Here is a 19554-nt window from a genome sequence, read left to right as displayed (position 1 = left end):
CCCCCTCCCACATTGCTGGTGTTCACAACAGCAAGTCCTGCTGCAACCATTCCTGCACTCCACACAAAAATCCTACAAGTTTCGCCAAAAATACCCGTTACGCCGTTAGTCGCCACCCCCCTCGATGCATTAAAGTAGACGCCCCAGCCCGGCGTCTGCCCCAAACCGCCCGTGCTTATCTTTCCAGGAACCGTCATCGATGGAACATCGTGAAGCGCTGCTTGCGCTGCGAACCTTTCTTTCTACGCAGATTCTCGGCCAGGAAAAACTCATCGATCGCCTGCTGATCGCCCTGCTTGCCGACGGCCATATGCTGGTGGAAGGTGCGCCAGGGCTGGCCAAGACCAAGGCCATCAAAGAGCTGGCCGAGGGCATCGAGGCGCAGTTCCATCGCATCCAATTCACCCCCGACCTGTTGCCCGCCGACATCACCGGCACCGAGATCTATCGCCCGGAAACCGGCAGCTTCGTGTTCCAGCAGGGGCCGATCTTCCACAACCTGGTGCTGGCGGACGAAATCAACCGCGCCCCGGCCAAGGTGCAATCAGCCCTGCTGGAAGCCATGGCCGAGCGCCAAGTCAGCGTCGGGCGCAGTACCTACGAGCTGTCGCCGCTGTTTTTGGTGATGGCCACGCAAAACCCGATCGAACAGGAAGGCACCTACCCGCTGCCCGAAGCCCAGCTCGACCGCTTCTTGATGCACGTAAAAATCGGTTTCCCGGACGCTGCCGTTGAGCGGCGCATCCTGCAACAGGCCCGTGGTGAAGCCCTCAACGGTGAAACCAAGCCCGAGCGTCGCGTGAGCCAACAGGCGATCTTCGCCGCCCGCAAGGAAATCCTCGGCCTGTACATGGCCGATGCGGTGGAGGAATACCTGGTGCAACTGGTCATGGCCACGCGCACCCCAGCCAAATTCGACCCAGAGATGGCCGAGTGGATCGCCTACGGCGCCAGCCCGCGCGGCTCCATTGCCCTGGACCGCTGCGCCCGCGCCCATGCCTGGCTGGCCGGTCGCGACTTCGTGAGCCCGGAAGATATCCAGGCGGTGCTGTTCGACGTGCTGCGTCATCGCATCATCCTGTCGTTCGAGGCCGAAGCCGCTGGCATTGACCAGGACCGCGTGGTGCAGCGCATTCTTGACGTCGTTGCCGTCGCTTGAAACCCATGAACACCGGCGATGGCATCCGCGTCTCCCTCAGCGAATTGATCGAGATGCGCCATCGCGTGCGTGAAGTGCAGCTGTTTTCCACGCCGAGCCAGCGCAGCCCGCTGATCGGCCTGCACCACTCCAAGCTGCGCGGACGCGGTGTGGATTTTGACCAGGTGCGCGTGTACCAGGCCGGTGACGATGTGCGCACCATCGACTGGCGTGTGACGGCCCGTACCCAGGAGCCGCACACCAAACTGTTCCATGAGGAACGTGAGCGGCCGATCTTCATCATGGTGGAGCAAAGCTGCCGGCTGTTTTTCGGCTCGGGGCAGATGTTCAAGTCGGTGCTGGCAGCCCAAGCCGCCAGCCTGATCGGGTGGGCGGCCTTGGGGCATAACGACCGCGTGGGCGGCCTGGTGTTCGGCGACAACGAGCACTACGAGATCAAACCCCGGCGCAGCAAGCAAAGCCTACTGCAATTGCTCAACCGCCTGGTGCGCGTCAACCAAAGCCTGAACACCGAGAGCCGCCCCGAAGCCGACGCCCTGGGCATGGCCCTGCGCCGAGGCCGGGAAGTCTTGCGCCCCGGCAGCCTGGTGATTGTGATCTGCGACGAGCGCGCCCTCACCGAAGGCGCCGAGCAACAACTGAGCCTGCTGTCGCGCCATTGCGACCTGCTGCTGTTGCCGATCTCCGACCCTCTGGACCACGCCCTGCCCGCCGCCGGGTTGCTGCGTTTCGCCGAACGTGGCGCTCAGCTGGAGTTGGATACGCTCAACTACGATCTACGCCAGGCCTACAAGGCCCAGGCCGAAGCGCGTATCGCCCGCTGGGAGTTACTCGCACAAAAGCTGCGGATTCTGCTGATGCCCTTGAGCACCCAAAGCGAAATGGTTGAGCAATTGCGCGAATACCTCAACCCGCAACGCCCGGTTAAAAAGCAATGAGCAGCCTCGACCAACTACAGCCGCTGATCGCCCCGCCGGCCATCGGCTTCTGGCCACCTGCGCCCGGTTGGTGGCTGTTGCTGGTATTAATTCCGCTGTTGGGCTGGGGCTTGTGGTCGCTGCGCCGCTTCCTGCCTACCCGCCGCCCGGTGGCACGTGCCGAGCAACCCTTGGACCCACTGCGCATCGCCGCCCTGGCCGAACTGGCACTGATGCCCAAGCCCTACGACGGCGCCCCCGCCGGTGCCTGGCTGCAGCAACTCAATGGCCTGCTCAAACGCCTGTGCCGTAACGACTACCCCTACAGCCAAAGCCACACCCTCAACGGCCGCAAATGGCTGGCGTTCCTCGACAACCGCTGCCCCGCTGCCGGCCTCACCCGCTGGATGATATTGGTAGAGGGCGCGTATAAACCCGAATGCAAACTCGACGACAAGGCCATCGCCGGCCTGACCCAAGCCGTTGATACCTGGATTCGTAAACATGTTTGAGTTCGCCTGGCCGTGGATCTTCGCCCTGCTGCCGCTGCCGTGGCTGATGCGCCTTATCCTTCCGGTGGCCGACAGTGGCGAGCCCGCGCTTAAAGTCAGCTACCTCAGTGACCTCGAAGGCCTGGCCCGCCGCCGCGCCCGCGTCAACCTGCCGGGCTGGCGTCAACAAGCGCCGTTCGTGGTGCTGTGGCTGTTGCTGCTGACCGCCGCCGCGCGCCCGGAATGGCTCGGTGAACCCTTGCCGATTGCTGCCAGTGGCCGCGACTTGCTGGTGGCGGTGGACGTGTCCGGCTCCATGGACTTCCCCGATATGCATTGGCAGGGCGATGACGTCAGCCGCCTGAGCCTGGTGCAGCACCTGCTCGGGGACTTCCTGGAACACCGCGAAGGCGACCGCGTCGGCCTGATCCTGTTTGGCAGCAAGGCGTACCTGCAAGCACCGCTGACCTTCGACCGCCGCAGCGTGCGCACTTGGCTGGATGAAGCACGCATCGGCATCGCCGGCAAAAACACCGCCATCGGCGATGCCATCGGCCTGGCCCTCAAGCGCCTGCGCCAGCGCCCTGCGCAAAGCCGCGTGCTTATCCTGGTCACCGACGGCGCCAACAACGCCGGGCAGATCGACCCGCTGACCGCCGCGCGCCTGGCCGCCGAAGAAGGCGTGAAGATCTACCCCATCGGCATCGGCGCCGACCCGGAACAAACCGGTTCCTTAGGGATTCTGGGCGTCAACCCGAGCCTGGACCTGGACGAGCCTGCGCTCAAGGCCATTGCCGACGCCACCGGCGGCCAATACTTCCGTGCCCGCGATGGCGAAGAACTGCAAACCATCAAGCAAACCCTCGACCAGCTCGAACCGGTGGAACAGCAACCGACCCAGGCGCGCCCGGCCCAGGCGCTGTACAGCGCGCCGCTCGCGTTGGCGCTGGTACTGAGCATGCTGCTGGTGATCCAGGAGCGCTGGCCAAACAACGCGCTGCAACGGCTGTTCAATAAGCTCACCAGCAAGGGGATTTTCCTGCAACAGCACCCGGAATGGCGCCAACGCCTCAAACGCCTGCGCTTGCGGAGGCGTCGATGATCGACCTGTGGCCGCATTGGTTCCGTCCCTGGTGGCTGTTGCTGCTGCCCCTGCTCGGCTGGTTGCTGTGGCAGCTGTGGCACCGCCAAAAACGTGCCGGGCGCTGGCAAATGATCCTGCCGCCAGCCTTCCACGCCGTGTTGCTCAGCGGCGGCAATGGGCGTGAAAGCAAATCGCCGTGGGTGGTATTGGGGATTGCCTGGCTGCTGGCCGTCCTGGCCTTGCTGGGCCCGAGCTGGCAGCGGGTCGAGCAGTCCAGCCAGAAACCGTCCGACCCGCTGGTGGTGCTGCTGGAGCTGACCCCGGAAATGCTTGCCACCGACAGCCCGCCCAACCGCCTGGAGCAAGCACGGCGCAAGCTGTATGACCTGCTGCAAGCGCGCAGCGACGCACAAACCGCCATCGTCGTGTATGCCGGCAGCGCCCACACCCTGGTGCCGCTATCGGACGACCTCGCCACCAGCCGCAACCTGCTGGAAGCCCTGCGCCCGTCGATCATGCCCGAGCCGGGCCATCGCGCTGACCTGGCGGTGGAGAAAGCCCTGGGGTTGCTCAAGCAAGGTGGCCTGGGCCAGGGCCGCCTGCTGCTGATCGGCTCATCCCTGTCCAAGCAGGAACGCCAGGGCATTCGCCTGCTGCTGCAAAGCGCGCAATCGCCCAGCCTGTCGATCCTTGGCATCGGCAGCCGTGAAGGCACCCCGGTGACCCAGGAAAGCGGCGAGTTCCTCAAGGACGAACAAGGCGCGATCCTCGTACCACGCCTGGACAGCCCCACGCTCAAGGCCTTTGCCAGCGAAATGGGCGGCCGTTACCGCGCCGCGCGCCTGGACGACAAGGACCTGCGCCAACTCGGCGTGATGGATACCCCGCAAGCGCTGCGTAACGACGGGCAATTGCTGCACCTGGATACCTGGGCCGACCAAGGCTATTGGTTGCTGCTGCCGCTGTTGCTGCTGGCCGCCTGTGCCGGACGGCGGGGCTGGTTGTTCTGCCTGCCCTTGCTGCTATTGGGCGCGCCCCAGCCCAGCTATGCCTTTGGCCTGCAAGACCTGTGGCTGCGCCCCGACCAGCAGGGCCAGTATTTGCTCAAGAAGAAACGTCCTGCCGAGGCCGCCGAACACTTCCAGGACCCGCAATGGCAAGGCGTCGCACTCTACGAAGCGGGCAACTACGCCGAAGCCATCAAGCGTTTTGCCGAAAGCGATAGCGCCTACGCCCACTACAATAGGGGTAATGCCCTGGCCAAGTCCGGCGAGCTGGAGGCCGCGATCGACGCGTACGAGCAAGCCCTGGAAGCCCAGCCCGACCTGCAACCGGCCCTGAAAAACAAGGCCCTGGTGGAAGCCCTGCTACAAGAACAGGAACAGGCACAGCACGACGCCGAAAAACCGGCAGAAAACGAGGATGACGAAACCACCCAACCCGGCCAAACTGCGCAACCAGGCGCCAGCGGGCAAACGGACACGGGGGGCGAGCAATCATCCCAGGGCCAGGGTGAAGCCGGTGCCGGCGATAAGCAGGCGGACGCCACCGCGCAAGCCGGTGGCAACGAAGTACCGGGCAGCGAGCTTGAAGATGAGCAAACCACCACCCCGCCGCTGCGCCCCAACGATGCCAGCCTCGACGGTGAACACCGCCAGGCCCTGGAGCAATGGCTGCGGGAGATCCCGGACAACCCCGGCGAACTGCTGCGGCGCAAATTCTGGTACGAACAGCAACAACATCAGGACAAGACTCGATGAGCCGCCGCACCACCCTACTGCTCCTGCTCGCCTTGTCGGCAGGCCACGCCCAGGCGGCGAACCTGGTCGCCAGCGTTGACCGCAGCCGCCTCAATTCCGGCGAAACGGTCGAGCTGACGGTGGAATCCAACGACGTCACGCTGTTCGGCAAACCCGACCTGTCGCCCCTGGATGCGCAATTCGAAGTCAGCGGCACCCGCCAGTTGAACCAGCTCACTACCTTGGGCGGCGATAACCACGCAACCACCCGTTGGATCATCACCCTGCTGCCCAAACAAAACGGCACGGTGGTCATCCCGCCACTACAGGTGGGCGACTACACAACCCAGCCCATCAACTTGACCGTGGTGGAAACCTCAAGCCAGGACACCAACGCCGAACTGGCCCCCGTGTTTGTCGAAGCCAACCTCGACCAGACAGCGGTGTACGTGCAGGCCCAGGCGCTGTTGACCGTGCGCGTGTACCACTCGGTGTCGCTGTATGACGACAGCAGCCTCACACCGTTGCAGATACCCGATGCCCGTGTGGAGCAACTGGGGGAATCGCGCACCTATGAAAAAGTGATCAACAGCATCCGCCATGGCGTGATCGAAACCCGCTACGCGATCTACCCGCAACACAGCGGCACCCTGGACATCCCCGCGCAAACCTTCAGCGCCACCCTGGTGGAATCGCGCCCGCCCCAAGAGAACACCCTGCAAGGCACCAAGCCGGGCAAGTTGATCCACGTGAGTTCAGCGCCATTGCCGTTGACGGTAAAGCCCAAGCCGGCGCTGTATCCCGCCGATACGCCATGGCTGCCAGCGCGTAGCCTGACCCTGAGCGAAAGTTGGAACCCGGAACCGGAACACGTCCAGGTCGGCGACTCCCTGACCCGCAGCCTCACGGTCAACGCCGAAGGCCTCTCCAGCGCGCAGTTGCCCGCTTTGCCCAGCGTCGAAATCAACGGCCTGCGCCGCTACCCGGACCAACCCGTGCTGGGCAACCAAACCAACGAGCGCGGCTTGATCGGCAGCCGTGAAGACCGCGAAGCCCTGGTACCCACCCGCGCCGGCGCCATAGAGATGCCCGCCGTCGAAGTGGTGTGGTGGAACACCCACGAAGACCACCTGGAACGCACCAGCCTGCCAGCGCGCACCCTGCAAGTGGCCACCAACCCAAGCCTGGTGGTGGACACCCCTGCTACCCCCACCATCATCACCGCGCCCGACGACAGCCGCCTGTGGCTGTGGCAACTGAGCACCTTGATGCTTGCCTGCACCACCCTGCTGGGATTCGGCCTGTGGTGGCGTGCGCGCTGGCAACCGGCCGTGCTGCGTGCCGCACAAACCGGCCCAAGCCCACGCACCTTGCTGGACGACCTCAAGCGCGCCACTCAGGCCAACGACCCCCAAGCCACCCGCCAGGCGCTCGACGCCTGGGCGCGCCAACAGCCGGAAACCCTGGCCGACATGGCGGCGCGGTACATCCCCTTGTCCGATGCTCTGGACGGGTTGAACGGCGCGCTCTACAGCGAAAGCGGCCAGTACTGGCTGGGCGAAGACCTGTGGCGGGCGGTCAAGTCCATCCCGGTGGCCGAACGTGAGCTGGACCCCGCCACCGACGCCACCAGCTTGCCGCCGCTATACCCCAAGTAACCCCCCCCTGATTCAACACAAATCAAAATGTGGGAGCGGGCTTGCTCGCGAAAGCGGTGTGTCAGTTGCAGATGAGCTGACTGACACACCGCTTTCGCGAGCAAGCCCGCTCCCACATTTGATCTCTATCGCCTGGGGCAACGGGGTCGCATAACAGGTAAACTCCCCTCCTTTTCCTATTCTCCACGGAGTTCGCCTTGCGTCTGTTTCACACCTCCGACTGGCACCTTGGGCAAAACCTGCATGGCCAGGAACGCGATTACGAACACGCCTGTTTCCTCGACTGGCTGCTGGGCCAATTAAAGGCCCACGCCCCGGATGTGTTGCTGATCGCTGGCGATATCTTCGACACGGTCAACCCGCCGCTCAAGGCCCAGGAGCGGCTGTATGACTTCATCATCAGTGCCCACGAACAAAACCCCACGCTGACCATCGTGATGATCGCCGGTAACCACGACTCCGGCTCGCGCATCGAATTGCCTGCGCCGTTGATGCGCCGTTTGCGCACCCACGCCCTCGGTCGCGTGCTGTGGCTCGACGATGGCCAACTGGACGCCGAACGCCTGCTGATCCCGCTGCCGAACGCCAAGGGCAAGATCGCCGGCTGGTGCCTGGCGCTGCCGTTCTTGCGCCCGGCGGAAGTCACGGGTGCGCAGTTGGGCGACGACTACCTGCGGGGCATCGGCCAGGTGCATGAACAACTGATCGCCGCCGCCAATGCCAAACGCAAAAAAGGCCAGGCGCTGATTGCCATCAGCCATGCCCATATGGCCGGTGGCTCGGTATCGGAGGACTCCGAGCGCAGCTTGATCATCGGCAATGCCGAGGCGCTGCCCGCCAGCCTTTTTGATCGGACTGTTGGCTACGTTGCTCTCGGCCATTTGCACAAGCCGCAAAAGGTCAATGGCGAAGACCGCATTCGCTATAGCGGCTCGCCGATTCCGCTGTCGTTTTCCGAGATCGGCTACAAGCATCAGGTGCTTGACGTGACGTTCCAAGGCCAGAGCCTGGTGAGTGTCGAACCGCTGCTGATCCCGCGCTCGGTTGACCTGCAACGCCTGGAAGCCGCGCCCCTGGCCGACATCCTCACTGCCTTGGCCGCGTTGCCGGACGTCGACCTGCTGGCCGAAACCCAACGCCACCCGTGGCTCGAAGTGCGCGTACGCCTCGACGAACCCCAGCCCGACCTGCGCCAGCAAATCGAAACCGCCCTGCAAGGCAAAGCCGTGCGCCTGGTGCGCATCGCCGCTGAATACGCAGGCGTTGGCCGCCGTGAAGACGACAGCGACGACCCACTCATCGAACTCGACCAGCTCACTCCGCAAGAATTATTCAGCCGCGCCTGGCAGGACAGCTACGGCAGCGAAGTGGACGAACAAACCTTGAAGGACTTCGCCGTGCTGCTCCAGGAAGTGCAACAGGAGGACGAACAGCCATGAAGATCCTCGCCATCCGCCTGAAAAACCTCGCCTCCCTGGCCGGCCCGTTCGAGATCGACTTCACCGCCGAGCCGTTGGCCAGCGCGGGCTTGTTCGCCATCACCGGCCCCACCGGCGCCGGCAAAAGCACCCTGCTCGATGCGCTGTGCCTGGCGCTGTTTGGTGCAGTGCCGCGCCTGGGCGATACCGGCCAGGCCAAGATGCCGGACGCCGACAGCGACATTTCCATTGGTGACCCGCGCACCCTGCTGCGCCGGGGTACTGGCGGCGGGTATGCCGAAGTGGATTTCGTCGGCGTCAACGGCCGACGCTACCGTGCGCGCTGGGAAGCCAACCGTGCCAGGGACAAGGCCAGCGGCAAGTTGCAGAACAGCCGCCAAAGCCTGATCGACCTCGACAGTGATCAACTGCTGGCCAGCCAGAAAACCGAATACAAGACCCAGCTGGAACTGGCCCTGGGCCTGAACTTCGAACAGTTCACCCGCGCCGTGCTGCTGGCACAAAGCGAATTCAGCGCCTTCCTCAAGGCCAACGACAACGAACGCAGCGAACTGCTGGAAAAACTCACCGACACCGCGCTCTACACCCAGCTCGGCCGTCGTGCGTTCGACAAGGCCAAGGACGCCAAGGACGCCCACAAACAACTGCAAGACCAGGCCACCGGCGTTGTGCCGCTGGCGCCCGAAGCCCGTGCCGAGCTGGATCAACAGTTCAACCAGGCCCAGCAGCAGCTCAAGACCCAACAAGCCCAACTCAAGCAGTTGGAGTTGCAACACACCTGGCTCAAGGAACTGCGCGAGTGGCAGGAACGCCAGCTCAGCGCCACCGAACAGCTGCAACGCGCCCAGGCCGATTGGGACAGCCAAGGCCCACAACGCCAGGACCTGAGCCGCCTGGACCAGTTGGCGCCGCAACGTCACCACTTCGCCCGCCAGGCAGAACTCGGCCAGCTGTTGTCGCCGTTGGCCGCGCAGATTCAGCAACACATCGAACAGCAAGCGGTGCTGAACACGCGCCAGGAACAGGCCCAGCAACAACAGGCGAGCGCCCAGACCGCCCTTGCCGACGCCTTGAAAAGCCAGGGCGAGGCCGCGCCTCTATTGCGCCAGGCGTTTGACGAACAAAGCACCCTCGCCCACTTGACCAAAGACCTGGCCAAGCGCAGCGAAGACCAGTTGCAACACGAACAGGCCTGCACCGAAGGCCAGGCCCTGCTCAACGGCTTGCTGGACAAACAAACCCAAGTCGCCGAACGCCTGCAACGCCTGGCAGCCGGCCTTGAACGCAGTGCCGCACTGGCCCCGCTGAGCGATGCCTGGACGCTTTATCGCGAGCGCCTGCAACAACTGATGCTGATCGGCAACCGCCTGAACAAAGGCCAAGGCGAACTGCCACAGTTGGAACAACGCGCCACCAGCGCCGCCGAACGCTTCACCCAGCAGCGCGAAGCCCTGGACGTGCTGTACCAGGAAGCCGGCGCCGAACCCCATGCCGTGGCCGAACAGATCCAGTTGCTGGCCAGCCTGCTGCAAGACAATCGCAAGCAGCAACGTGCTTTCGAAGACCTTACGCGCCTGTGGGACAACCAACGCCAACTCGATCAACAGGCCGCAGCCCTCACACAAAAACTCACCGATGCCCAGCAGCAACGCGAACAACTGAACCAGACCGGCCTGCAAACCAAGGCCGAGCTGACCGTCGCCGAACAAACCCTGACGGTGACCAAGCAGTTGCTGGAGCGCCAACGCCTGGCCCGCAGTGCCAGCGTCGAGGAGTTGCGTGAACAGTTGCAGGATGATCAGCCGTGCCCGGTGTGCGGCAGCCACGAGCATCCGTATCACCAGCCCGAAGCCCTGCTGCAAAGCCTTGGCCGTCATGACGACAACGAAGAAGCTGCGGCGCAGAAAGCCGTCGACAGCCTCAAGGAAAAACTCAACGAGCTGCGCGGTGAAGTCGGTGGTTTGATCGCCCAGCAGAAGGAATTCCTGCACCAGCAAGAGCTCCTGGCAACCCAACAGCAAGCCCTGGCCCCGAGCCTGGACGCACACCCGTTAGCCGCCTCGCTGTTCAACCAGGACGCGGCCAAGCGCAGCGACTGGTTGGCCCAGCAAACGGGCCAACTGACCCAAAGCATCACCCAGGACGAACAGCGCCAAGGCGCCCTGCTCAACCTGCAACAAAACGCCGGGCGCTTGCAGCAACAACTGCAAGCGGCCCAGGACGCCAGCCAGCAAGCCCGACAATTGCTGGTGGACCAGCAGCGCGAGTTGTCCAACGACCGCGAGCGCCTGGACGAAGAACTCAATGCCTTCGCCAGCTTGTTGCCCGCCGACACCTTGGACGGTTTGCGCAGCGAGCCTGCGGCGACCTTCATGCAGTTGGACCAACAGGTCAGCCAGCGTCTTGAGCAATTGGGCCAACAACGCGATGAACTGGCAGAGCGGCAAGAGCGCCAGCAAACCCTCGAAAATCAACAGACCCACCAACAGCATCGCCAACAACAACTGGACGCCCTGCGCCTGCAAGTCAGCGAACTGACCGCTCAGCAACAGGCCGCCCAGGCAACACTCGGCGCACTGCTGGGCGACCACACCAGCGCCGAGCATTGGCAGCAGCAATTGGATCAAGCCGTCACCCAGTCGCGCCAACGCGAGACCGATGCCAACCAACAGTTGCAGGACACCCGCAATGCCTTGATCCAACTGGCCGCCGACCTCAAGGCCCAGCAAGAACGCCAACACGCCCTGCACACCGAACAACAGGCGCTCGATACCCGCATCAACGAATGGCGCGCCCTGCATCCTGAACTGGACGACAGCGGCCTCACTCGCCTGCTGGCCTTTGATGACGCGCAAGTCAGCGCGCTGCGCCAGCTCGTACAGCACAGCGAAAAGGCCGTCGAACAAGCCAAGGTCCTGCTGCAAGAGCGCGAACAACGCCTGGCCGAACACCAGGCCCTGCACAACGGCAACCTGGATGCCGAGGAACTGGACAGCACCCTGGCCGCGCTCAACCAGCAATTGGCCGATGGCGAGAAAGCAGTCGCCGAACTGCGTGCGCGCCAGTCCGAAGACCAGCGCCGTCAGGAGGCCAACCACACCCTCGCCGAGCAGATCGCCAAGGCCTATGACGAGTGGCAGCGCTGGGCACGCCTCAACGCGCTGATCGGCTCAGCCACCGGCGATACCTTCCGCAAGATCGCCCAGGCCTACAACCTCGACCTGCTGGTGCACCACGCCAACGTGCAACTGCGCCAACTGGTGCGCCGCTACCGCCTCAAGCGCGGCGGCAGCATGCTCGGCCTGCTGGTGCTGGACACAGAAATGGGCGACGAACTGCGCTCGGTGCATTCGTTGTCCGGCGGCGAGACGTTCCTGGTGTCGCTGGCGTTGGCCTTGGGCCTAGCCTCGATGGCGTCCAGCACCTTGAAGATCGAGTCGCTGTTTATCGACGAAGGCTTTGGCAGCCTTGACCCCGAATCCCTGCAATTGGCCATGGATGCCCTGGACGGTTTGCAGGCCCAGGGCCGCAAGGTGGCGGTGATTTCCCACGTACAGGAAATGCACGAGCGCATCCCGGTGCAGATCCAGGTCAAGCGCCAGGGCAATGGCTTGAGCACCCTGGAGGTCAAGTGAGCGAGGCGCTGCTGTATTCGTTCCGCCGCTGCCCGTACGCGATGCGGGCGCGGTTGGCCCTACGCTACTGCGGCGTACCGGTGCGAATCGTTGAAGTCAGCCTCAAGGCCAAGCCGGACGAGATGCTGGCGCTGTCGCCCAAGGGCACAGTGCCGGTGCTGAGTGTTGACGGTCGGGTGATTGATGAAAGCCTGGAAATCATGCAGTGGGCCTTGGCCCAGCACGATCCCGAGGATTGGCTGCTGCAAGGTGACCCGGCGGTCTTGGCGTTGATCGCCGAGAACGATCAGCAATTCAAGCATCACTTGAATCGATACAAGTACGCCGAGCGCTACCCGGAACACCCGATGGAACATTATCGGGCCGAGGGCGAGGTGTTCTTGCGCAAGCTTGAGGGATTGTTGGCCGAGCGGGATTACCTGCTGGCCAACCACCTGACCCTGGCGGATGCTGCACTGGCGCCATTTGTGCGCCAGTTTGCCCATGTGGATCGAGTGTGGTTTGCCGGTACTTCGTATAAGCGGTTGCAGGTTTGGTTACAGCGTTTTCTGGAATCACCGCTGTTTGTGGCGGTAATGGCAAAGGCTTGAACGCAACGCAATCCAAATGTGGGAGCGGGCTTGCTCGCGAAAGCGGTGTATCAGCTAAAGATGTTTCGACTGACCCACTGCATTCGCGAGCAAGCCCGCTCCCACATTTGAACTCATTGAGTTCAAGATCAGTGTTGAATCTTGTGATCCAACGCCGCATAGAAGTTGGCACTCTGTTGCAGGTATTTCTGGGTATAGGCACTGGTGCTGGATTTTTTACCGGCAACGTCCACGCTGGCAGCGGCTGGCAGGGCCACGGTAGCGGAAACAGCGGAAGCGGCGATGATGGAGAAGAGATTCAAGTTCATGTCGGTAACCCTTGTGTTCGTTTGGTTAGGTGGCCGGGGAAGGCCTTGGAACCAAACTTACGCCCGAGGGCTAAACCTTAGAAATGCTTTGAAACACTAGCCGCTATCAACAGAATTAATAGAAAGGCTCAGGCCCCGCAGTGCGGGGCCTGTGGCTTATTGACGCACCAGGAACTTGAGGTCGCTGGGGGCATCGATGGCCAGTTTCTGCACGGTTTTGCCAAGCAAGCCGGTCTTGGGGTCACGTTCGACCACCACGATTTCGTTGCTTTTCTGGTTGGCAATCAGCAGGAACTTGCCGCTCGGGTCCAGGCTGAACTCACGCGGGTGATCACCCTCGACGCTACGGCGTTGCAGTTCCTTGAGATGCGCGGTGGCCGGGTCGATGCTGAACACCAGCATCTGGTTGGCCGTGCCACGGTTGCTCACGTACAGGAACTTGCCATCGCTGGACACATGCAGCGCCGCACCGGCCTTGTCGGACACCGGTTGGCCGGCGGCGAAGTCCACCAGCTGGGTTTGGCTGAGCTTGCCGTCGTTGTAGTCAAACACCGCGACCTGGGCGCTCATCTCAGTGGTCAGCCAGGCGTGCTTGCCATCCTGACTGAACAGCAAGTGGCGCGGGCCGCTGCCCGGTGGCAGTTGCACCGACGCGGGAGTGGCCGGGGTCAGCGGCAGTTCGTGGTTGGCCTTGGGGTCATAGCGGTAGGCAAACACCTTGTCCGCCCCCAGGTCCTGCACAAACACGTACTTGCCATCCGGCGATGACACCACCGAATGCACATGGTTGGACGCCTGGCGCTCAGGGTTGACGCCACTGGCCGGGTGCCCGCTCAGTTGCACCGGGGCCGACAGTTTGCCCTTGGCATCAACCGGCAGCACCGCCAGGCTTCCACCCGGATCTTCCAGCACTGAATAGTTGGCAACGAACAGGTAGCGCCCATCAGCGGCCAGGCTGGAATGGGTCGGCTCATTGCCCAGGCTCTGCACCTGATTGATCAGGGTGAGCTGGTGATTTTGCGGGTCGATGCTGTAGCTGCTGACGCGACCCACGGCATCTTTTTGCCCTGGGCCGTTCTCGTTGACCACAAACAGGTGCTTCTGGTCTTTGGAAACGGTCAGCCAGGACGGGTTGGCCGCCTTGGCCGCCAGCACCGGCTGGCCTTGGAACGTGCCGGTACGGCTGTCGAATTGCAGGCGATAGATGCCTTCGCTGGTGCCTGCGGTGTAGCTGCCCACCAACAGTTCATAAGTATCGGCCGGCGCGGCCTGTACCGACATGGCGCCGACACTGCCAGCCATCAGCAGGGGCCAGAATTTACGCATCATCATCCGCTTCGTCCTCGTCGTTATTGTTGTCGCCCTTGATCGCGCTGAGGCAAACCAGACGGTGTTCACCGTCTTCGTTGATCAGGAGCCAGCTTTGCAAGCTGTCATCAAAGGTGGCGGCATTGAGTTGTTCTGGACTGAACTTCCAACGCTTGAGTTCCCGACCGTCCATGCTTTCGATCAGCAAGTGCTGGTCAAACGTGAAGTCGAAGGCGTGCAGCCCATTGATGATCAGCATGTCGCTGTCTTGGAGGGCGGTGCTCAGGTTGGGTGATGCGTCGGTCATGATGTGAAGTCACTGCGGGGGAAAAGACACATGATAGGTCAATTCCCCCGCCGTGCCTTGCGGCAATGGTCTAATCGATCAATGGGCGAACAGTGAGTTGCCCTTCTGCCCGGCCAGTTTCTCCGGCTTGATCAAGAACCGCGCCAGTGCCGGCAACAGCCACAGCGCCCCGAACATGTTCCACAGCAGCATGAAGGTGAGCATCAGGCCCATGTCAGCCTGGAACTTGATCGCCGAGAAGATCCAGGTGCACACGCCAATCGCCAGGCACAGGCCGGTGAACAGCACGGCTTTACCGGTGGATTTGAGCGTCTGGTAATACGCTTCTTGCAACGGCAGCCCCGCACGCAGGAAGCTTTCCAGGCGGCTGTAGATGTAGATGCCGTAGTCCACGCCAATGCCCACGCCCAGTGCCACCACCGGCAGGGTCGCAACCTTCACGCCAATGCCCATGAACGCCATCAGCGCGTTGCCCAGCACCGAGGTCAGCACCAGTGGCAACACGATGCACAGGGTTGCCGCCCACGAGCGGAAGGTGATCATGCACATGGTGGCCACGCACAGGTACACCAGGATCAGGATGGTCAGCTCGGACTCCTTGATCACCTCGTTGGTGGCCGCCTCGATCCCGGCGTTGCCGGCGGCGAGGATGAACTCCAGGCCCTCCGTGTTGTTTTCCTTGGCGAAGTCCTGCACCGCATGCACCGCACGGTCGAGGGTTTCGGCCTTGTGGTCGTTGAGGAACACCAGCACCGGCGCCAGGGAGCAGTTGTTGTTGTACAGGCCATCGGCGCGGGCGATGGAGTTGTTCAGCACATCCGGGTTGCGCGACAGGGTTTCCCATTTCAGGTTGCCCTCGTTCATGCCCTTGATCATCTGCTTGGACACGGTCACCAGCGAGATCGCCGACTGCACGCCCTCGGTGTTCTGCATCTTCCACATCAACTGATCGATGGGCGCCATGGCCTCATACCGCGAGCAGCCTTCGGCCTTGGTCTTGACCATCACCACCAGCACGTCGGAACTGGTGGAGTAGTTGCTGATGATGAAATTGTTGTCTTTGTTGTAGCGCGAGTCCGGGCGCAGTTCCGGCGCGCCCTGGTCGAGGTCGCCGATCTTGAGGTTCTGGCTGTACCAGAGGCCGCCGCCGAAGGCGACCAAGGCCAGGGCGATGGAGATCGGCGCGACTTTGGGGCTGGCAAAGTTCGACAGCAGGCGCCAGAACGAATGCTCGCGGTTCGCATCCTTCTTGCTCTTGGCGATGGCGCGCTTGCTGATGCCCACGTAGGAAATCGCCACCGGCAGCAGGATCAGGTTGGTGAACACGATCACCGCCACGCCGATGGACGCGCCGATGGCCAATTCGCGGATCACGCCGATGTCGATGATCAGCAAAGTGATAAACCCTACCGCATCCGCCAGGATCGCGATCATCCCCGGCAGGAACAGCTGTCGGAACGTACGTCGCGCGGCCGTCAACGCGTTATCGGCCTCACTGGATTGCAGGGCGATCCCGTTGATTTTCTGCACACCATGGGAAATGCCGATGGCGAAGATCAGGAACGGCACCAGCATCGAATACGGATCAAGGCCGAAGCCGAAAAAGTGCATCAAGCCCAATTGCCATATCACGGCCACCAACGTGGTACTCAACACCGCGATGGTGCTGCGCAGGCAGTTGGTGAACCACAGCAGCAGGATCAAGGTGATGACAAAGGCGATGCCGAAGAACATCACGACCATCACCAGGCCATCGATCAGGTCGCCGACCTTCTTGGCGAAGCCGACGATGTGGACCTTGACGTTGGGGTTCTGCGCTTCGAACTTGTCGCGGATCTTGTCTTCGAGTTCATGGGAGAACTTGCGATAGTCCAGGGCCAGCAACTTGCCTTGATCCTGCGGGTCCGGGTACGACTCCAACAGTGGGATATCCACAATGCTCGACTTGAAGTCGTTGGACACCAAGCGCCCGACCTGGCCGGACTTGAGCACGTTGTTGCGCAACTGATCAAGGCTTTGGGGCGAGCCGTTGTAGCTTTGCGGGATCACTTCACCACCGGCAAAGCCTTCTTCGGTCACTTCGGTCCAGCGTACGCTGGGGCTCCACAGGGATTTGAGGCCCGAGCGGTCAACGCCGGAGATGTAGAACACCTCGTCGTTGATCTGGCGCAGGGTCTCCATGTATTCCTTGGTAAAGATGTCGCCGTCCTTGGCCTCCACCGAGATGCGCACGGTGTTGCCCAGGTTGGCCAGGTCGTTACGGTGCTCCATCATCTTTTCGATGAAGGGGTGCTTGAGGGGGATCATCTTTTCGAAGCTGGTGGACGGGCGAATCAACGTCGCCTGCCAGAACAGGAAAATGCTCACCAGCAGGCAGATCACGATCACTGCCGGGCGGTTGTTGAAGATCAGGCGCTCAAGAAAGGTTGCTTTATCGTTGTGATGACTGCTCATTCTGTCCCCGCCTTCTTATTGTTTTACGAGTTCGGCGCCAGCCGGTGTTGCAACACGCACACCACCCTGCCCCGCGAGGATCAAATTGCCATTGCCTGCCGCCGTGACGGCCGACAGTGAAATACGATCCGGGCGATTGAACACGCTGAACGTCACCCCATCGTCATGGCTGACCACCACGCTGCCGCCGTTGCCCACCACCACGATGGAACCGTCATCGAGCAGGGTGGCGCCCGACAACCCGAACTCCAGCGCTCCCCGCGCGGCGTTCAGCTCGACTTGCTCCCAGGTGCTGCCGAAATCGGTGGAGCGGTACAGGTTGCCGCGCAAGCCATAGGCCAACAGGGTTTGTGGTTGCGCAGTGCTGATCACGCCAAACAGCGAACCCTCGTAGGGGCCTTCGAGTTTTTCCCAGATCTGGCCGTCATCGCTGGAGCGGAACATGCTGCCCTGCTCGCCGACGATAAACAGGCCGGCATCCTTGATATGCGCGATGGCGTTGAGGTGGTACTGGTCTTCGTTGTCGAGGCGCTCGCTTACATCGGCCCAGGTTTTGCCACCGTCGGTGGTTTCGATCAGCGCACCGTAGGCGCCCACGGCCAGGCCATGGCTGGCGTCGTTGAACCAGATATCGAGCAACGGCGCTTCGCGCTTGAGGTCTTGGTATTGCTGGGTCCAGGTGGCGCCGCCGTCGGTGCTGGCGAGGATCTGCGCATCATGGCCCACTGCCCAACCTTGTTTGTCATCGACGAAAAACACCGCCGTGAGCAGTTGCCGGGTCGGCACTTTGGCTTGGGTCCAGGTGGCGCCCTGGTCATCGGAATAGAGGATATGCCCACGATCACCGACCGCCACCAGGCGTTTGCCGGCGTGGACCACATCGATCATCAGGCCTTTAGCGGCCTTGGGGGATTCAATCGCAAACGCAGGCGTGGCTGCGGTATCGCTGGCTGCCAGCAGCGGTGTCGACAACGCGGCACCGGCCAGCAACGAGAGCGCTGTGGCCAGCAACGCAACCTTGCGTGCGGCGCGTGGGGGGCAAACAACCCAACCCATGACAGGCTCACTCATAGACCTTTCTCCTATTTATTATTGTTAGGGCCCTGAAACCTGCAATCTAGAGCGCCTGGAGACAGCAGCGGCCATCCTACGGGGCTTTCGAATCGTCTGACAATCGGCGCTACGTTATCTTTTGTTAACTGACGGCATTTGGCCACGGCCTGAATATAGCTGCATTCGCCAAAGTGATTACTGGCCCATCAATGAATTTTTATTCCATCTATTGAATTTAAGGAATTTTTATTCCATTAATAGCGCCTCTCACAACAATAATGCAAAGGACCACGGCTATGCGTGAACTTGGAATCGGCTTGATCGGCACAGGCTTCATGGGCCGCGCCCATGCCTTGGCGTTCAACAACGCCCGTGCAGTATTTGAACTGCCGGTACACCTCAAGCTGGCCGCCCTGGCCGACGCCGACACCGAACGCGCCGGGCGCTGCGCCAGGGATTGGGGTTTTGCCCAGGCCCATGGCGACTGGCAGGCGCTGATCAACGACCCCAACGTGGACGTGGTCGCCATCACCACCCCCAACCATTTGCACTTCCCCATGGCCATGGCGGCGATCGCCGCAGGCAAGGCGGTGTACTGCGAAAAACCCCTGGCCGTGAGCCTCGAACAGGCCGACGCCATGCGCCGCGCCGCCAGCGCCGCCGGTGTGGTGACGCGGGTCGGCTACAACTACCAGCACAACCCGATGATCGTGTTGGCCAAGCAGATGATCGCCAACGGCGAACTGGGCGAGATCATCAGCTTCCAGGGCGAGTTCAGCGAAGACTTCATGGCCGACCCTGAGTCGCCGTGGTCATGGCGCTGCGAGGTGGAACACGCCGGCGGTGCCCTGGCGGATCTGGGCAGCCACTTGCTGTCGATGGCTCGTTACCTGGTGGGCGACGTGGTCAGCGTGTGCGCCGACACCCAAACCGTCCACGCCCAACGTCCCGCGGTCAAAGGCAGCAGCGAACACAAAACCATTGCCGTGGACGACCAGGTGCATGCGCTGCTGCGCTTCGCCAACGGCGCGCGCGGTACGGTGAGCAGCAGTTGGCTCAAGCATGGCTACAAGAACCACCTGAGTTTCGAGATCAGCGGCACCAAGGGCACCTTGGCCTTCGACCAAGAGCGCTTGAATGAACTGCAGCTGTGCCGGGTCGGCCAGCAAGGCTTCCAGCGCTTACTCGCAGGCCCTGCCCTGCCCGGCTATGCGGCGTTCAGCCCGGCGGCGGGGCATCAGTTGGGGTACAACGAGTTGAAGACGTTGGAGGTGCAGGAGTTAATCCTGGCACTCGCGGGCCAAGGGGCCGATGGCACCGATTTTGAAGGGGCGTGGGCGGTGGAGCAGTTGGCGACGGCGATTCGTGTGGCGGCCAAGGAAGAGCGTTGGGTCAAAGTAGCCACAGTCTAA

Annotated in this window: 15 protein-coding genes; 10 read left to right on the top strand and 5 right to left on the bottom strand. The window is 62.3% G+C overall.

Translation table 11 applies throughout. The features are described from left to right. The first annotated feature begins 199 nt into the window (after positions 1 to 199). The 9 genes from ACLD1Y_RS07420 (at position 200) to ACLD1Y_RS07380 (ending at position 12712) form a co-directional block, all read left to right on the top strand. The gene (locus tag ACLD1Y_RS07420) at positions 200 to 1159 is read left to right on the top strand and encodes an AAA family ATPase (RefSeq protein WP_017739127.1); all 960 of its coding nucleotides are present in this window, start codon (positions 200 to 202) and stop codon (positions 1157 to 1159) included. Positions 1160 to 1164: 5 nt separating this feature from the next. Next, positions 1165 to 2097, top strand: a complete 933-nt coding sequence (locus tag ACLD1Y_RS07415) for a DUF58 domain-containing protein (protein WP_429476811.1) — start codon at positions 1165 to 1167, stop codon at positions 2095 to 2097. Further along, positions 2094 to 2588 carry a DUF4381 domain-containing protein gene (locus tag ACLD1Y_RS07410; protein WP_429476809.1) on the top strand — a complete coding sequence of 165 codons (495 nt, stop codon included), beginning with the start codon at positions 2094 to 2096 and terminating at the stop codon, positions 2586 to 2588. The genes ACLD1Y_RS07415 and ACLD1Y_RS07410 overlap by 4 nt, the downstream gene beginning before the upstream one ends. Beyond that, positions 2581 to 3669, top strand: coding sequence for a vWA domain-containing protein (locus tag ACLD1Y_RS07405; protein WP_429476807.1), 1089 nt, complete (start codon positions 2581 to 2583; stop codon positions 3667 to 3669). Before ACLD1Y_RS07410 ends, ACLD1Y_RS07405 begins: the two co-directional genes overlap by 8 nt. Next, a complete protein-coding gene (locus ACLD1Y_RS07400; protein WP_429476805.1) occupies positions 3666 to 5411 on the top strand; it encodes a tetratricopeptide repeat protein in 1746 nt (581 codons plus the stop codon). Before ACLD1Y_RS07405 ends, ACLD1Y_RS07400 begins: the two co-directional genes overlap by 4 nt. Next, on the top strand, positions 5408 to 7048 hold the full coding sequence (locus tag ACLD1Y_RS07395; protein WP_429476803.1) for a BatD family protein: 1641 nt from the start codon (positions 5408 to 5410) through the stop codon (positions 7046 to 7048). The genes ACLD1Y_RS07400 and ACLD1Y_RS07395 overlap by 4 nt, the downstream gene beginning before the upstream one ends. Before the next feature lie 197 nt (positions 7049 to 7245). Beyond that, on the top strand, positions 7246 to 8487 hold the full coding sequence (locus tag ACLD1Y_RS07390) for an exonuclease SbcCD subunit D C-terminal domain-containing protein (RefSeq protein ID WP_429476801.1): 1242 nt from the start codon (positions 7246 to 7248) through the stop codon (positions 8485 to 8487). Next, positions 8484 to 12122 (top strand): AAA family ATPase, encoded by a 3639-nt coding sequence (locus ACLD1Y_RS07385; RefSeq protein WP_429476799.1) that lies wholly within the window; start codon positions 8484 to 8486, stop codon positions 12120 to 12122. Before ACLD1Y_RS07390 ends, ACLD1Y_RS07385 begins: the two co-directional genes overlap by 4 nt. Next, positions 12119 to 12712, top strand: coding sequence for a glutathione S-transferase (locus ACLD1Y_RS07380; protein WP_429476797.1), 594 nt, complete (start codon positions 12119 to 12121; stop codon positions 12710 to 12712). Before ACLD1Y_RS07385 ends, ACLD1Y_RS07380 begins: the two co-directional genes overlap by 4 nt. 128 nt (positions 12713 to 12840) lie before the next feature. Here the strand turns inward: ACLD1Y_RS07380 and ACLD1Y_RS07375 are convergent, their stop codons facing one another. The 5 genes from ACLD1Y_RS07375 to ACLD1Y_RS07355 form a co-directional block, all read right to left on the bottom strand. Then, the gene (locus ACLD1Y_RS07375) at positions 12841 to 13020 is read right to left on the bottom strand and encodes a hypothetical protein (RefSeq protein ID WP_429476795.1); all 180 of its coding nucleotides are present in this window, start codon (positions 13018 to 13020) and stop codon (positions 12841 to 12843) included. A gap of 156 nt (positions 13021 to 13176) precedes the next feature. Beyond that, positions 13177 to 14352, bottom strand: coding sequence for a lactonase family protein (locus ACLD1Y_RS07370; protein WP_429476793.1), 1176 nt, complete (start codon positions 14350 to 14352; stop codon positions 13177 to 13179). Beyond that, positions 14339 to 14635 carry a DUF5629 family protein gene (locus ACLD1Y_RS07365; RefSeq protein ID WP_429476791.1) on the bottom strand — a complete coding sequence of 99 codons (297 nt, stop codon included), beginning with the start codon at positions 14633 to 14635 and terminating at the stop codon, positions 14339 to 14341. Before ACLD1Y_RS07365 ends, ACLD1Y_RS07370 begins: the two co-directional genes overlap by 14 nt. 78 nt (positions 14636 to 14713) lie before the next feature. Further along, positions 14714 to 17089 carry an efflux RND transporter permease subunit gene (locus ACLD1Y_RS07360; protein ID WP_429476789.1) on the bottom strand — a complete coding sequence of 792 codons (2376 nt, stop codon included), beginning with the start codon at positions 17087 to 17089 and terminating at the stop codon, positions 14714 to 14716. A 15-nt stretch (positions 17090 to 17104) separates the two neighbouring features. Further along, positions 17105 to 18160: a WD40/YVTN/BNR-like repeat-containing protein gene (locus ACLD1Y_RS07355; RefSeq protein ID WP_429476786.1), complete on the bottom strand. Its 1056-nt coding sequence runs from the start codon at positions 18158 to 18160 to the stop codon at positions 17105 to 17107. Positions 18161 to 18438: 278 nt separating this feature from the next. Between ACLD1Y_RS07355 and ACLD1Y_RS07350 the strand changes: the two genes are divergently transcribed. Next, positions 18439 to 19554, top strand: a complete 1116-nt coding sequence (locus tag ACLD1Y_RS07350) for a Gfo/Idh/MocA family protein (protein ID WP_429476784.1) — start codon at positions 18439 to 18441, stop codon at positions 19552 to 19554.

The organism is Pseudomonas sp. 18175, from assembly GCF_050432925.1.
GTDB lineage: Bacteria > Pseudomonadota > Gammaproteobacteria > Pseudomonadales > Pseudomonadaceae > Aquipseudomonas.
The sequence above is the reverse complement of the archived record's forward strand: the minus strand, read 5'-3'. Positions and strand labels throughout refer to the sequence as shown.

Excerpts from the sequence above, each read along its gene's own strand:
- ACLD1Y_RS07410 (WP_429476809.1), top strand. The coding sequence starts at position 2,094 with ATGAGCAGCCTCGACCAACTACAGCCGCTGATCGCCCCGCCGGCCATC.
- ACLD1Y_RS07360 (WP_429476789.1), bottom strand. The coding sequence starts at position 17,089 with ATGAGCAGTCATCACAACGATAAAGCAACCTTTCTTGAGCGCCTGATC.
- ACLD1Y_RS07400 (WP_429476805.1), top strand. The coding sequence starts at position 3,666 with ATGATCGACCTGTGGCCGCATTGGTTCCGTCCCTGGTGGCTGTTGCTG.
- ACLD1Y_RS07350 (WP_429476784.1), top strand. The coding sequence starts at position 18,439 with ATGCGTGAACTTGGAATCGGCTTGATCGGCACAGGCTTCATGGGCCGC.
- ACLD1Y_RS07370 (WP_429476793.1), bottom strand. The coding sequence starts at position 14,352 with ATGATGATGCGTAAATTCTGGCCCCTGCTGATGGCTGGCAGTGTCGGC.
- ACLD1Y_RS07365 (WP_429476791.1), bottom strand. The coding sequence starts at position 14,635 with ATGACCGACGCATCACCCAACCTGAGCACCGCCCTCCAAGACAGCGAC.
- ACLD1Y_RS07420 (WP_017739127.1), top strand. The coding sequence starts at position 200 with ATGGAACATCGTGAAGCGCTGCTTGCGCTGCGAACCTTTCTTTCTACG.
- ACLD1Y_RS07355 (WP_429476786.1), bottom strand. The coding sequence starts at position 18,160 with ATGAGTGAGCCTGTCATGGGTTGGGTTGTTTGCCCCCCACGCGCCGCA.
- ACLD1Y_RS07405 (WP_429476807.1), top strand. The coding sequence starts at position 2,581 with ATGTTTGAGTTCGCCTGGCCGTGGATCTTCGCCCTGCTGCCGCTGCCG.
- ACLD1Y_RS07415 (WP_429476811.1), top strand. The coding sequence starts at position 1,165 with ATGAACACCGGCGATGGCATCCGCGTCTCCCTCAGCGAATTGATCGAG.
- ACLD1Y_RS07385 (WP_429476799.1), top strand. The coding sequence starts at position 8,484 with ATGAAGATCCTCGCCATCCGCCTGAAAAACCTCGCCTCCCTGGCCGGC.
- ACLD1Y_RS07375 (WP_429476795.1), bottom strand. The coding sequence starts at position 13,020 with ATGAACTTGAATCTCTTCTCCATCATCGCCGCTTCCGCTGTTTCCGCT.
- ACLD1Y_RS07395 (WP_429476803.1), top strand. The coding sequence starts at position 5,408 with ATGAGCCGCCGCACCACCCTACTGCTCCTGCTCGCCTTGTCGGCAGGC.